Genomic DNA, 15,289 nt, shown 5'->3' with positions numbered 1-15,289 from the left:
AATTATTAAAAATTAATACATTTTTTAACAAAACCGCAACATTAACAAATAAAAAAGAAACTTCATTGCATTATTCGATTATCTTTGTTTTAATAAAATTGGAACAATGGAAGAATGTATCTCTGTTTTTGATATGCTTAAAATTGGGGTTGGCCCATCGAGTTCCCATACACTTGGTCCATGGAGAGCAGCTGAACGCTTTTTAAAAGAACTGAGAGACCACTCAATTTTAGAGCAAATTATCAGAATTAAAGTTGACTTATATGGTTCGCTTTCGCTAACTGGCAAAGGCCACGCTACTGATTTGGCTGTGATGTTAGGTCTGAGCGGTCAGGATCCGGAATATATCCCTGTGGAAAATATTTCGGGAATTATCAAAACGATTGAAACTCGAAATGAGATTGTTTTGGGCAATCAGTTTACTATTCCTTTTTATTTCCTTCAGGATATTGTTTTCAATAAAGACTTCCTTCCTTTTCATGCCAACGGATTAAAATTTACTGCTTATAAAAATGATGATTCTGAATACGAATCAACTTTTTATTCCATCGGAGGCGGCTTTGTAGTTAAAGAAGAACGCACCAATGCTCAAAATAACATGGCCATAAAATGCGCTTTTCCGTTTATGATTGACAATGCTGATGATTTATTAAAATATACGATTGAAGAAAATAAAACCATTTCTGAAATTGTGTATGAAAACGAAAAATCGATGCGCTCTGAAGAAGAAATTCACTCAGAATTAATGAGAATCTGGAATACGATGCTTGAATGCATGTATATTGGCTGCCATTCTGAAGGTATTCTACCGGGCGGATTAAATGTGCGCCGAAGAGCTTTTGACATGCATCAGAATTTAATTGGTTTATCAAATTATAATGATCCGCAATCCTGGCTGGAGGAAATCAGAAAAACCGAAGTGAAGTTTCGTCAAATCCTGAAATGGGTTAGTTGTTTTGCACTTGCCGTAAATGAAGTAAATGCTTCTTTGGGCCGTGTCGTAACTGCTCCTACAAACGGAAGCGCTGGTGTGATTCCCGCAGTTTTAATGTATTATTTAGTAATTGAAAACCATAAAGCCGGCGAAAAAGAAATCAAACAATTTTTAATGGTCGCAGGCGAAATAGGAAGTTTATTTAAACAAGGATCTACAATTTCTGCTGCAATGGGTGGCTGTCAGGCCGAAATTGGCGTTTCGTCATCGATGGCTGCTGCTGCACTTTGCGAATTAATGGGCGGAACTCCTGCACAGGTATTAATGGCCGCCGAAATTGCTATGGAACATCATCTTGGATTAACCTGTGACCCGATTGGCGGTTTAGTTCAGATTCCGTGTATCGAAAGGAATACAATGGGTGCCATAAAAGCCATAAACGCAGCCGAACTGGCTCTTGAAACTGATTCTAAAAACGCTAAAGTCCCATTAGACAAAGTAATCAATACCATGTGGCAAACGGCAAAAGATATGAATTCCAAATACAAGGAAACGTCAGAAGGTGGTTTGGCAATTGCGGTAAATATGGCCGATTGTTAGTATAATATTGCTTAATTTTGCAGAAAAAATTTCGTTTTAAAGAAAATCAACTTTAAAACTATTCAAAAAAACTAAAAAAAGTATCAATGTCAGTAGCAAAAAAAGATTATAAAAGAATCACTACAAAGTCGTTAATCGAAATGAAAAGTCATGGAGAAAAAATCTCTATGCTAACGGCTTACGATTATACGATGGCAAAAATTGTTGATACTGCTGGTGTTGACGTAATTTTAGTGGGAGATTCTGCTTCGAATGTAATGGCCGGTCACGAAACGACTTTACCCATTACTTTAGATCAGATGATTTACCACGCTTCATCAGTTGTGAGAGCTGTCGAAAGAGGTTTGGTAGTGGTAGATTTGCCTTTTGGAAGTTACCAGTCAGATCCTAAAGAAGCTTTGCGTTCTGCTATCCGAATCATGAAAGAAAGCGGAGGACACGCCGTGAAACTGGAAGGCGGAAAAGAAATTAAAGAATCCATCAAAAAAATACTAAATGCCGGAATTCCTGTAATGGGACATTTGGGTTTAACTCCACAATCTATTTATAAATTTGGAACTTACAGCGTTCGTGCCAAAGAAGACGAAGAAGCAGAAAAACTGATTGAAGATGCCAAAATGCTGGAAAAAATTGGCTGTTTTGCAGTAGTTCTTGAAAAAATACCAGCTGATCTGGCCGAAAAAGTAGCCAAAAGCATTTCGATTCCTGTTATAGGGATAGGAGCCGGCGGTGGTGTTGACGGACAGGTTTTAGTTATTCATGATATGTTGGGAATGAACAATGAATTCAGTCCGCGTTTCCTTCGTCGTTATCTGAATTTATACGAAGAAATGACAAAAGCAATCAGTCAGTATGCTGCTGATGTGAAATCGAAGGATTTCCCTAGTGAGAAGGAACAATATTAAGTTTAGATTTTTAGACTTCTTAGACATTAGACTTCTTAGATTTGAATTCTAAATTAATCTAAAAGTCTAAGCCTGTCTAATGTCTAAATAATCTAAAAATAATATGCATCAATTTAAAGAACTTTTAATTTGGAAAAAAAGCAGATTGTTTTGTTCTAAAATTTACAATGTAACTGCTAATTTTCCAAATGAAGAAAAATTCGGAATAACCAATCAATTACGAAGAGCTGCTGTTTCTATTCCCTCAAACATTGCTGAAGGATCTTCAAGAAATTCTAATAAAGATTTTGCCCGATTTTTAGAAATTGCAATTGGTTCTGCTTACGAAGTAGAAACACAACTTTTAATTTCATCTGATTTAGGATTTATTAATGAAGAAAACATAATAGAATTGATAAATCTGCTAGAAGAAATAACTAAAATTACTTCAAGATTCAGAGCAACTTTGTTATAATTACAAAGAAATTAAAATCTAAAAGTCTAAGTCAGTCTAAAAATCTAAGCAAGTCTAAATGAAAATAGTTTCCACTAAAAATAACCTCCAAATCCTTCACGAAGACAATCATATCATAGTGATCAATAAACGTGTGGGAGATATTGTACAGGGAGATAAAACGGGCGACAAACCCTTATCTGATGTTGTAAAAGAATACATCAAAGACAAATACAATAAACCCGGTGATGTCTTTCTGGGTGTGATTCATCGTCTGGACAGGCCTACAACCGGAATTGTTGTTTTTGCCAGAACGAGTAAAGCATTAACACGAATGAATGAATTATTCAGTAATCGTGAAACTAAAAAAACATATTGGGCAGTTGTAAAGAAAAAACCTTTGGAATCAACAGCTAAATTGGTTCATTATTTAAAAAGGAACGAGAAAAACAATACTTCAAAAGCACATTTAAAAGAAGTTCCGGACAGCAAAGTGGCCAGTCTTGATTATACCATTATAAAAGAACTTCAAAATTACACAGCTCTTGAAATTAACCTGCATACAGGCCGTCATCATCAAATTCGTGCACAATTGGCTGCTATTGGTTCTCCAATAAAAGGGGATTTAAAATATGGTGCTGACCGAAGTAATCCTGACGGAGGCATTCATCTTCATGCCCGAAAATTAGTTTTTATTCACCCTGTTTCAAAAGAAAATATAACCATAACTGCCCCCACTCCGGATGAAACTATCTGGAATGCTGTATGATTTTTATGATTTAATTGTCAGATTTTCAATTTATATCGATTAAATTGCATAGCCAAAATTTAAGTTTTTACTAAAATGGACTATAAAAACGATATAAAGTACCGAAAAGAAACGCTTAAAAAATTACTTTTTAATATCCAGAAAAATGAGGATTTAATTGTAAAAGCCTTATTTGATGATTTTAAAAAACCTGAATTTGAAGCTGTCCTGACAGAAACCAATTATGTTATTTCAGAATTAAAAACAACGATCAAAAATATTGATAATTGGGCTAAACGGGTACGTGTTTTTCCATCGCTGCTGAATTTCCCTTCTACCGATTATATTTATAAAGAACCCTATGGAGATGTTTTGGTTATTGCTCCCTGGAATTATCCCTTTCAATTGGCTTTATGCCCTGTAATTTCTGCTGTTGCTGCCGGAAATAAAGTTGTTTTAAAACCATCAGAACTTACGCCGAATACTTCTTCCATAATTGCCAAAATAGTCGAAAAATCTTTTCATATCAATCATGTTGAAGTTGTTCAGGGCGGTATCGAAACTTCTGAGAAGCTGCTGGCAAAACGATGGGATTATATTTTCTTTACAGGAAGTGTACAGGTGGGCAAAATTGTAGCCAAAGCCGCTGCTGAACATCTTACGCCCATAACTTTAGAATTGGGTGGTAAAAACCCTTGTATCATTGATCAGACTGCCAATTTAAAACTGACTGCAAAACGTATTGTCTGGGGAAAATTTATCAATGCCGGACAAACCTGCATCGCCCCGGATTATATTTTGATTCAAAAAAATATGAAGATTAATTTTATTACTTACCTGATCGAAGAAATCATTCAGGCTTATGGTAAAAAAATAAAAGATTCTCCCGATTATGCCCGTATTATCAACAGTAAAAACTGGGTACGCTTAACGGACATGATGGCTACGGAAAAAGTGATTTTTGGGGGAGAATCCGATGACAATGATTTTTACATTTCCCCTACTCTTATTGATGAACCTGAATTAGAAAGTGCTGTAATGAAAGAAGAGATTTTTGGCCCTCTTTTACCCATTTTAGTTTATGAATCGGAAAATGATATTGATGCCATAATCAGTAAATATGAAAAGCCCCTGGCCTTTTATGTGTTTAGCGAAAATGATTCTTTTATTGAAAAAATGATTTCCCGTTATTCTTTCGGAGGCGGCTGCATCAACGATACGGTTGCTCATTTTTCGAATAAACGATTGCCTTTTGGAGGAGTTGGCCATAGCGGAATGGGCGCTTACCACGGAAAACTAAGTTTTGATATTTTCTCCCATCACAAAGCAATTGTGAAAAAAGCCAACTGGCTCGATCTGCCTATGCGTTATGCTCCTTACAAAGATAAGTTAAAAGCTATTAAAAGATTATTAGACTGGATCTAGGAAGATAAAACTATACTCTTACTATTTGTCATATTATGGAATGAAATTGATTAAAAATACTATATTTACGTTTGAATAGTTAACTTAAAGACTAAGAGTATAAAACAATTCTACTAAATATGAAATCTATACTTAATCAAATCGAAGACATAAAAAAAAACGGATATACATTAGATTTTTCAGATGTTTTTAATCATGCTTTTGAAAATTATAAAAAAATAGCCCTTTATGCAGGTCTTATCTTATTGGTCGTTTCTATACTTTGTTTTTTCCTTGGCGGAGGAATATTAATTTCCTTATATGGGGCTGAACATTTTAATAAACAATTTTTCGAGAGTCTGCAGAATAAACAACCAGAAGGAACAACTTTACTGATTTATACCCTTGCTATAAGTTTTGTGGCCGCAATCATGACTCCTTTTACTGCGGGTTTCCTAAAAATGGCTGACAGTGCAGACAAAGATGAAGCATTTAGTTTTTCGACTGTTTTTACTTATTACAAGTCTCCTTATTTTTTACGCCTGTTTACTGCCGCTTTATTGATCAGCTTAACCGGCGGACTCATCTCTGTAGCTTTCAACTTTATTGGAATTACAGTTATTGATACCATTTTAGCCCTTCTTATTTCATTGTTTACTTCTATGACAGTTCCTCTAATTGTTTTTGGAAACTTAAACATAACAGATGCTATACAATCAAGTATTGTGATTGTCAGTAAACAACCCCTTGTCATAGCCCTGTTATTTATAGTCGCCGGAATTGGCTCCTTTATTGGCTTTATTGGCTGCTGTATTGGTGTTGTTTTTACCATTCCTATTACTTATTCTGTAAAATATGCTATATACAGTGCCATCCTGGAAATTGAAAAACCAGATTCAATCGATTCTATTGGCCAGCCAGATCCGGAATAAAACAAGATCATTTCAAACAAAACAAACATTCAAGTTCTATGGTATTCAACTGTAGTCTTTTAACCTTTTTTATTTCATGGCTAACCGTTTTTGGCAGTGCCCTGAAATCACTTTGGATAAATTGTTTTGTTTTTAAACCCCATCTAATTTTCTACAATAGTCCTAAATTAATCATGCTGGAGTTATGCCTGATTGCTTTTATCGGATTGTTAGTTTACCAGTTTTTTAAGATCAAAACCAAAATTGGTTCTTTCATCGAAAAAAATAAGGAAAAGGAGGTTTCGCATAAAGAGTACCAGCTTTATCTGTTGTTTTTCAGTATTACCATTATTGTAATTGAAATCATTAATGAAATTTTTGCAATACGACCACAAAGCCTTTTACTTGTCAATTTATCCATTGGCTTTTCCATATTATTATTTTATTTTTTATCGAGTAGAATCGAATATTTAAGAAATAAAATTTCAATCGTTTTTATTTCCATATTTTTATTATTTACCGCCTACATAGCCAGCAACATCATTATCCACCCTAATGATATTGTGCCTATCATTGCTTTTTTAATTACCTTTTATTTTTCATACAGTGTTTTGAGGCCTATAAAAGTATATTGGTACTTTGTAGCAGCAGTATTTATTTATCACATTATCACTCTGGTTTTTGATTTCGTTCCGATGAAATCTTCTGTTTTGCTTCTCACCTATTGCCTGGTCATTTTTGTAATTAATCAGGTAAAATATGCCATCTTTTTAAACACTCGCGATAATTTCAGGTTTACAAACGAAATTGTGCATAAAGGGAGTTCCCTTACGGTTGCTTCCAATAAAAAAGGTGAGCTTATTTTTTGTAGTGAATCCATTACAGAAATACTAGGTTATACCACCGATGAAGTAATGGGAATGGGGTTTTGGAACCTTACGGAAGACCCGGATTTTGTTGGAGAACGTTTTTTGGACAGCTATCAGGATAATGTTTTATACACCCGGAAATTAAAGTGCAAAAACGGTGAATATAAATACATCCAATGGAAAGACAAACGTTTTTCTGAAGATTTGTTTATTGGAATCGGACAGGATATTACGGAACAGATTAAACTTCAGGACCAATATAAAAATCTGATTCAGACAGCGGCTGATATCATTTTTGAAATTGATACCGAAGGCAATTTTACGTTTATAAATGAATTTGCTTTTTCTGTTTTGCATTACACCGAAAAAGAAGTCATCTCTAAACATCATGCTACTTTTATTCACCCTGACTATCGAAAAAAGGTTGCCGAATTTTATAAAAACCTTGAAGAAAAGGATTTTAATCATGATACTATTGAGTTTCCAATTTTAAAGAAAAACGGTGATCCCATATGGATTTCGCAAAAAGTCATTATCCGCAAAAATGATTCCGGTGAAACCATTGGTTTTGCAGGTATCGCCAGGGACATTACCGAACTGAAAAACAATGAAAACGAAAAAAGAATCAGGCTTGAAAAAATCGAATCTTATACCAATTCCACCAAAAAATTATCTACGACCGACTTTAGCCATTATGACAGCTTAAACAGTGTAATTGATTTTATTATCGAAGAGGCCGCTGTTTCAAAAGCCAACAGAATCAGCTTCTGGAAATATTATAATGACACTATCATCTGCAAAAATCTTTACAGCAAAGACAAATCTGATATTTATTATAAAAATATCCTGGACAAAACCTCCTATCCTATTTATTTTGAAACCTTAAAAAATAAAGCAGTCATAAACGCCGGAGATGTTTTTAATAAACTGGAAACCTCAGAGTTTCAAAAAAGCTATTTTCTCAAAAACAGCATTTTATCGATGCTTGATGTCCCTATTTTTTACAATGGCCAACTAGCCGGGGTGGTCTGTTTTGAGAGCACAGAGAAAAAAAGAGAATGGGATAATGAAGATATTAATTATGCCCGTACTATTGCTGACGTCATCTCGCTGGCTATTTCATCGCAAATGCGTTTAAAAGCGGAACGAAAACTGGAATTTAAAAGTCAGTTATTATCTGCGTTGGCACTTTGTACCGAGAAATTTTTGCTGAGTAAAACTACTGAGGAAATGTTTCAGGAAACCTATAATATTATTGGAAAAACAGCACATGCAGACCATATCTATTATTATGAAAAGGATTTTGACACCAATACCATCAGCCAAAAGTATAAATGGTCACGAGAGGAAAACCCTGATGAAAACATTATTCTTCAAAATTTTAAGGAAACCGATTTAAAAGAGATCATTGAAAAGGCGCAAAACAAGAAAATCCTAAACACGCTTACGCGACAGCTGGAAGATACTTTTTTTAAAAACTTACTTGTTACTCACCATATTAAATCGATCTTAATCCTGCCTTTGTATGTGCACGATGTTTTTAGCGGATTTATTGGTTTTGACGACTGCCATACTGAACACAAATGGTCTGAAGAAGAAATTTATATTTTTCAAACCCTTGCTAATAATATTTCATCTGCCCTGGAAAGAAACCGAAACCAGAGTAAAATTATCGAAAGCGAAGAGAAGTTTAAGTTAATTACCAATAATATTCCCGGCACTGTTTACTTATCCAAATTTGATGCTTTTTCTACCAAAATATTCCTGAACGACCAGATTTTAAATCTTACCGGCTATTCAAAAGCGGAATTTCTTGAGACTAACCTGTCGTTTTTATCGCTCATCCACCCCGATGACAAAGACGAAGTTATTGACAGCCAGTTCCAAAATTTAAAAAACGGAAAGGCACTGCACAATACTTACCGAATCAAGCGAAAAACTGGTGAATATATCTGGATCGAAGAATTTGGGGATGTGATTAAAAAAGGCGATGAAATTGAATTTGTCGGCGGGATCTATTTTGATATTACCAATAAAAAACAAACTGAGGATGCCATAAAAGCCAAACAACTTGCGGAAGCTGCGAACAAATCAAAGTCTGATTTTCTGGCCAATATGTCACATGAAATCAGAACACCGCTTAACGGAATTATTGGCTTTACTGACCTGCTGATGAAAACGGAGCTTGAAGAGATTCAGGAGAAATACATGACTACAATTAATCAATCAGCACATTCTTTACTGGAAATCATCAATGATATCCTTGATTTTTCGAAAATTGAAGCCGGGAAATTAGACTTATTCATTGACTTATACGATATCAATAAAATAACAGGCCAGGTATTTGACCTAATTGTCTATGAATCCAATTTAAAAAACCTGCAGCTCGAACTTAATATAGCTCCTGACGTACCTCAATATATCTGGACGGATATTGTAAGACTGAAACAAATCCTGATCAATCTATTATCGAATGCCGTAAAATTTACGCATAAAGGCTCTATAGCTGTCAATGTTTCGGTTTTAGAGAAAAAAGAAGATCATATATGTACTATACGATTTTCTGTAGTTGATACAGGTATTGGCATTTTAAAGCAGAACAAAAAGAAAATTTTTAAAGCTTTTTCTCAGGAAGACAGCTCTACCACCCGCAAATTTGGGGGAACCGGTCTTGGCCTTACCATCTCTAACCAATTGCTTGCCCTGATGGAAAGCCGCCTTCAGCTTAAGAGCAAAATAGATGTGGGAAGTACTTTTTATTTTGATCTGACCCTTAAAACCTGCGATCAAAATACCAGCGAAAAGTATAAAACCGATTTTAACAGCTTTAACACTAAACCTGTCCAGAAAGCCGATACTGCCAATACGAACAAATTTACTTTTATGATTGTTGAAGACAATAAAGTAAACATGCTGCTCTTAAAAACCATTATCAAAAACCTGTATTCCAATGCTTCGATCCACGAGTGCGAAAATGGTTATGAGGCCTTAAAAGTATTCGAAAATATCACCCCTGACCTTATTTTTATGGACATCCAGATGCCTATCATGAATGGTTACGAAACAGCGGTGGCCATACGAAATTCTCCAAACGGACAGCTGATCCCTATTATTGCGGTGACGGCAGGTACTGAAAAAGAAGAACGCAATAAATGTATCGCTTCGGGGATGAACGATTATATCCCGAAACCGATCATGAAAGGCTCCGTAGAAGAAACCTTAAACAAATGGCTGAAATAATTCCTTGTTTTTATTAGCCATTTATTTAAAAAAAATATAAATTCGTGTTCCTTAAATTCCCCAATTAACTTAAATACATTCTTTTATGAAATGGTTAGGCAGAAGACAAAGTGACAATGTTGAAGACAGAAGAGGTCTCTCTGGTGGAAAAGCAGTGCTGGGAGGCGGTGTTATCGGGATTATTATTTTGCTACTGAACGTTTTTGGCGGTGAAACCGGCCAAACCGTAGGAAATGCATTAGAACAACTTCAAGGCAATCCACAACCAACTGAGACAGCAGCCCCTTTAAGTAAGGAAGATGAAGAAATGGGAAATTTTGTTCGGGTAATCCTTGCCGATAATGAAGATATCTGGGGAAAACTCTTTGCTGAAAACGGCATGACTTATAAAAACCCTAAATTGGTATTGTTTAGAGGATCTGTGCAAACGGCCTGCGGCGGTGCTTCTTCGGCATCAGGGCCTTTTTACTGTCCGGGCGACCAGAAAGTCTATATGGACCTGGATTTTTTTGATGAGCTTAAAACCAAGTTTGGCGCAAAAGGCGGTGATTTTGCCATTGCTTATGTTATTGCCCACGAAATAGGCCATCATGTGCAAACCCTGCTAGGCACCTCTGCCAAAATGAGGGAAGCACAGGAAGGAAAAAGTGAAGCCGAAGCCAATAAATTATCCGTTGCCTTGGAACTACAAGCCGATTTTTATGCCGGTGTGTGGACCCATTATAATAAAGAACACCTTGATACCGGTGATATTGAAGAAGCGCTAAGTGCTGCGAATGCTGTTGGGGACGACGCCATTCAAAGCAAGATGCAGGGCCAGATTGTACCTGACTCGTTTACACACGGCACGTCTGAGCAGCGTATGTACTGGTTTAAAAAAGGATTTACCAGCGGTGATATCAATCAGGGAAATACTTTTAACGAAATAAGATAATATTTTAAACCAACCATAATTAACCAGTAAAAGCATGACCTTAAAAAGTCATGCTTTTTATTTGAAACTAAAAATTCATTTTAAAAATAGCAGAATGTTTTTTTGATAGCTATCTATTCCTTATAAACTAATTTTCTATAAACAATCGATACGGAAATACATTTGAGGATTTATTCATTAGGTTTTTCATATAACTTTCACATAAATAATCCCATTCTGTCAAAGATAAGGAATCCTTTTCTACTCTATTAGTTTTTATATGAATATCCACCGTACGACTAAAGCCTGCTTTACTTGAAATTTCTTTTCGGGTTCCTTTTTCAATTTTAACGTCATTAATATAACTTTTAAAATGGTTAAAACTAAATGCCTTTATATCTGCAAAAGTCACTATTCTTCCTCTTGTCAATAGAGCATTTCGGTATTCTAAAATTCTGTCTTTATTGTTTTGCTTATTAGTTCCTCCTACAGTATTTGTAACCAATATTGCTTCCTTGCTCATAAAAAACAAATCATCTTTGGCTTCCAGAACTGTCCCAGCTTTGATATCATTACCATCCTCAGCGCAAGTTGACCAATAACTAATTGTAAATGTTTTTCCTGAAGATTCATTCACTTTAGGTTTAATCATTAAATACGGATCATTGTTTTTAGAAAAATTACTTTCTTTGGCTTGCTGTTCAACAGAGGCCAACAATTGATTAATCTCTATCAAAGAACTATTCATGAAATCTTTCCCTAAACCTGCAAAAGAAGAACTTTCATCTTTTAATAAATCCAATACATTCTGAAGCAGTTCTGAAGCTGATCTTGAATCAAATCTTGAAACTCCTCCTGCACGTAATACCGCATTTCCTTCTTCGATTACACCATCGCTAAAATCCTTAATTTCATAATGATTTGCATATGTATCCACAACAGCATCTACATCCAGATAAATGTCGTTGCCTGTGTCTAATGCTACGTACGACAAAAATCCTCCAAGAGTTTTGTTTATAACATGACGTTTTTTATTAATTACCGGAAAACAATTTGACGTAAAAGAGACATTATCTAATATTTGAGGAATTAAAGATTCCGGAAAAACCATTTTTATCCAAATAACAGGATTTCCGTTATGCTTCGTTATATTCTCAAAAAACTTATATTCAGGATTATATTCGTTTATTTTTTTATGTTTTAATATTCCTTTTAGTGTATAAAAATTATCAAAATAAAACTCGTTTACTTCCTGCATCAATTCACTTAGGTGCGTATAATTGCGGTTTATTATGTTTTCGATATCAAGACTGTTTACCGGAACATTATAGCCCTCTTTTACTTTAATTTCTATATCATCATGATAGCATTTCATTTGCTTTAGATAATAATGAAACATCTCTTTCTGGTGGATATTTTTAATATCAATGTATAGCATTAAATCCTCCAACTCAAATACATTAGCATCTTTTAATTCGATACCCAAAAATACTTCTCCGGAAGGCAGGGAATGTTTGTAATCTCTAACCGCATCTTTATAAAACAGATTAGAAACCTCATACAGATTTCTTTCGTACGCTACATATCTAACCTCACAAGAAGATAATTTTACGTCGAGGGTTGGCGAAAGAACAATTTCTTTAGTAATAGGCGCCAAAGGATTATAAATATTGTGCAGTCTTCTGCTCATCATCATTTGGTTCTGCAGAGAAATTTTCATATTATTATCTATTGGCAAAGCATACATGATTGCTCTGGCCGGTTTAGCACCGGCAGCAACTTCAGGAAACATAATTTCCAGAACTCTTTCGACTACGCGAGTTTTGGAGTCTTCAAGTTCGTGCGCTACTTTTTCTAATTCATAAGATAATGCATTTAGCATCATAGACACAACAGGATCGAATGAAGTTTCCATCTCTACATCTGAAAATCCCCACGATCTGGCCGCTCTTTTTAAAACTCTGTCTTTTATTCGTTCTTGTCTCATTGTTTTTTATTCTCTTGAAGAGTTTTTCTTATTACTAAAACTGAATCTTTTGAAAATTTTTAAATTCTGAGTAATCTTATAGACAGGAAGGAATATTATATTATCAGAATTATTTTTTATGCAATCAGCGCATATTTATTTTCTCCTTAAAATCATCTTTTAAAATTGTTTCTAAATCATTGTATGAAATAAATATGTTATTTTCAATCGCAAACATTACATTTGGAAAGCCATAATTAAAAACATATTCAATTCCTTTTTCTTGAATTGAAAACACATTCAAATTCTCTTTTTCAAATATTCTTTTTGAATGAATTAATGATTGATATATGTCAGAATCTTCCAATTCAGTTTTATTTTCGCTAAGTAATTCATCTAATCTATCCTTTAATATAGTGTTACATTTTTTTAGCAATACTTGTATTTTATTTTCTTTAATAATATCAGTGTATAATATTTTCTTACGATTTAAAACATTAAAATTATAGTAGTAAGAATCAACATTTATATTTCCTGCAAGTGATTGAAAATCCATAGTGATACTCAATATACTTGAGTTATTAAATGTAACCCTGTAATTTGAACAATAAATCCACTGAAATCATCGCTGTTACATTTTTTTTCAATGCTATTGCATCAGCTGTTCTTCCTGGTGTATTATGAAACGCTATTGGTATTCCTTCTTTTGTGGTAAGTAGCTGCCACTGATTCCGTAAAAACAATTCCGCATTTGTCTTCTAACACCTTCTTTATACTGTATTCTTTGTAAAATATCATCCATTAAACGAAAAAATGAAATAATTTTGTCTTTTGTAAGCAACATACCAGTGAGTGTTTAATTATATATCATAAGTTTTTAAAATCTAATCTTTCTGAGATTTTCTTAGTTATATGATTTAAAAACAAAACTTTATTGTTGCCTCATCGTTATTTGAATTCTGCAACTCTAAATTATAATGTTTTTAAGAAGTCTTTAATTAGGCTTCTTTTTTATAAGACAATAATAATTTTAAATATTAGGTTCAGATGACTGTATTTAAAATTTCTTTATTGAAACATTTTCACACATTCCTCTACTGAAAGTGTTATAGAACAAAAATGACAATTTTGATCTAAACTGTTTTCAAAAAAATCATAAAAATCAATCGGTTTTAATATTTTTTTATTTATTTTTTTAGTACAAATCTTTGTTACTGGTTCTTCTTTATATACTGCATTTGAATAAGATAATTGCTTAATAATGAATAAATAGTTATTTTTTATTGTAACATATAACCAATAACTGTTGCCATTTGAAGTGCTATTAAATTTAATTATCGAAATGTTTTTCTTAAAATTAGAAATTACAAAACTATATTGATTTGCAAAATAACCTTTAACGCTATCACTTTCAATTCTACCCTGAACATATACAGGTTCTTTAATTATTATACGTTTTTTTAAAATGATAATAGAATCCAAAAAATAACAATTATTACAATCATAATCTGTTTTTTCATTTATATAACCTATATGTCTCTTGTTTTCAAAAACGGGTGTTTTTTGCCCATAGCTTTTGTTTATAAAAATAAAAGCTAAAATCCACAACATTATTTGTTTATACATTCTTCATCATATTTAATAAATTCTTTAGTCCAATTTGTAAAATTAATTCTTTCTGACAAACCATTATCTCCACCATTTATTGCTTTTGTAACTTCTTTTATTATTTGATCAGAGAATCCTTTATTCATAGCTTTTATTGTCTTTTTCTGTCTAATTGTGGAAAACCATCCCGCTGAAGAGATATGAATTATTTACATTACTCACCTTTTTTATACTTACATTTTTTAGTTAAAATATATTCTTTTGAACTTTTTGTTATATTCTCTTCAATGTCATCATATACTGAATTTGTAATCGTAATTTTATTTTTCATTGTTAATAAGCAATCGCTCGTTAATAAATCCGGATCTATAGGACTAAATCTGTGTATTAATATAGATTTTAAAATCCAATCATTTTTCGTTTTATCATATTCAAATTTTAATATATCATTATCTAGGAATTTGGGAGCATAACTCATTTTAAAAATAAGTGTATTATTTTTGACTGAAAAATCCATTTCAGTAATTCCGTTACCGTAGTTTTTAAAAAAACTTATTTTTTTAGTTACAGATTTCCCATAATTTTTGTATTTAAAAATGAATATATTTAAATCTTTATTGTGAAAAATTGAATCGTTAATTTTATCATTATTAATATCTGATATTATATTATTTTTTTGAGAATTATTAACTATTTGAGCATTTACCTTTGTTATGAGTATTAAAATAAATATGAGGGTTTTTAATCTTTTCATAGTA

13 protein-coding genes and 1 pseudogene are annotated in these 15,289 nt (G+C 33.2%); 8 read left to right on the top strand and 6 right to left on the bottom strand.

Annotated elements, in window-relative coordinates:
• The first annotated feature begins 106 nt into the window (after positions 1–106).
• The 8 genes from DMB68_RS02425 (at position 107) to ypfJ (ending at position 10,978) form a co-directional block, all read left to right on the top strand.
• Positions 107–1,534 (top strand): L-serine ammonia-lyase, encoded by a 1,428-nt coding sequence (locus DMB68_RS02425; RefSeq protein ID WP_110345077.1) that lies wholly within the window; start codon positions 107–109, stop codon positions 1,532–1,534.
• Positions 1,535–1,620: 86 nt separating this feature from the next.
• On the top strand, positions 1,621–2,439 hold the full coding sequence (gene panB, locus DMB68_RS02420; protein ID WP_110345076.1) for a 3-methyl-2-oxobutanoate hydroxymethyltransferase: 819 nt from the start codon (positions 1,621–1,623) through the stop codon (positions 2,437–2,439).
• Positions 2,440–2,542: 103 nt separating this feature from the next.
• Positions 2,543–2,893: a four helix bundle protein gene (locus tag DMB68_RS02415; protein WP_110345075.1), complete on the top strand. Its 351-nt coding sequence runs from the start codon at positions 2,543–2,545 to the stop codon at positions 2,891–2,893.
• A gap of 58 nt (positions 2,894–2,951) precedes the next feature.
• Positions 2,952–3,641: an RluA family pseudouridine synthase gene (locus tag DMB68_RS02410; RefSeq protein WP_110345074.1), complete on the top strand. Its 690-nt coding sequence runs from the start codon at positions 2,952–2,954 to the stop codon at positions 3,639–3,641.
• 75 nt (positions 3,642–3,716) lie between these two features.
• On the top strand, positions 3,717–5,045 hold the full coding sequence (locus tag DMB68_RS02405) for an aldehyde dehydrogenase (protein WP_110345073.1): 1,329 nt from the start codon (positions 3,717–3,719) through the stop codon (positions 5,043–5,045).
• A 119-nt stretch (positions 5,046–5,164) separates the two neighbouring features.
• Positions 5,165–5,956: a hypothetical protein gene (locus DMB68_RS02400; protein ID WP_110345072.1), complete on the top strand. Its 792-nt coding sequence runs from the start codon at positions 5,165–5,167 to the stop codon at positions 5,954–5,956.
• Positions 5,957–5,994: 38 nt separating this feature from the next.
• Positions 5,995–10,044 carry a PAS domain S-box protein gene (locus DMB68_RS02395; protein ID WP_110345071.1) on the top strand — a complete coding sequence of 1,350 codons (4,050 nt, stop codon included), beginning with the start codon at positions 5,995–5,997 and terminating at the stop codon, positions 10,042–10,044.
• Positions 10,045–10,129: 85 nt separating this feature from the next.
• Entirely contained in the window at positions 10,130–10,978 is an 849-nt protein-coding gene (gene ypfJ / locus DMB68_RS02390) for a KPN_02809 family neutral zinc metallopeptidase (RefSeq protein ID WP_110345070.1), read from the top strand.
• A 127-nt stretch (positions 10,979–11,105) separates the two neighbouring features.
• Here ypfJ and DMB68_RS02385 read toward each other — a convergent pair whose 3' ends face one another.
• The 6 genes and pseudogenes from DMB68_RS02385 to DMB68_RS02370 all read right to left on the bottom strand — a co-directional run bounded on the left by DMB68_RS02385 (position 11,106) and on the right by DMB68_RS02370 (position 15,285).
• On the bottom strand, positions 11,106–12,944 hold the full coding sequence (locus tag DMB68_RS02385; RefSeq protein WP_110345069.1) for a type VI secretion system baseplate subunit TssF: 1,839 nt from the start codon (positions 12,942–12,944) through the stop codon (positions 11,106–11,108).
• A gap of 124 nt (positions 12,945–13,068) precedes the next feature.
• Positions 13,069–13,479: a hypothetical protein gene (locus tag DMB68_RS02380; protein WP_110345068.1), complete on the bottom strand. Its 411-nt coding sequence runs from the start codon at positions 13,477–13,479 to the stop codon at positions 13,069–13,071.
• A gap of 76 nt (positions 13,480–13,555) precedes the next feature.
• Positions 13,556–13,689: pseudogene (locus DMB68_RS23825) on the bottom strand (IS982 family transposase); the annotation flags it as partial.
• Between the two features lie 302 nt (positions 13,690–13,991).
• On the bottom strand, positions 13,992–14,549 hold the full coding sequence (locus tag DMB68_RS02375) for a hypothetical protein (protein ID WP_124019383.1): 558 nt from the start codon (positions 14,547–14,549) through the stop codon (positions 13,992–13,994).
• Complete coding sequence (locus DMB68_RS23270) at positions 14,534–14,677, bottom strand: hypothetical protein (protein WP_165830079.1); 144 nt, start codon at positions 14,675–14,677, stop codon at positions 14,534–14,536. Before DMB68_RS23270 ends, DMB68_RS02375 begins: the two co-directional genes overlap by 16 nt.
• A 68-nt stretch (positions 14,678–14,745) precedes the next feature.
• Positions 14,746–15,285 carry a hypothetical protein gene (locus tag DMB68_RS02370; protein ID WP_110345066.1) on the bottom strand — a complete coding sequence of 180 codons (540 nt, stop codon included), beginning with the start codon at positions 15,283–15,285 and terminating at the stop codon, positions 14,746–14,748.
• Between the last annotated feature and the right edge of the window lie 4 nt (positions 15,286–15,289).

It is taken from the genome of Flavobacterium hydrophilum, assembly GCF_003202405.1.
GTDB classification, from domain to species: Bacteria; Bacteroidota; Bacteroidia; order Flavobacteriales; family Flavobacteriaceae; genus Flavobacterium; species Flavobacterium hydrophilum.
The sequence above is the reverse complement of the archived record's forward strand: the minus strand, read 5'-3'. Positions and strand labels throughout refer to the sequence as shown.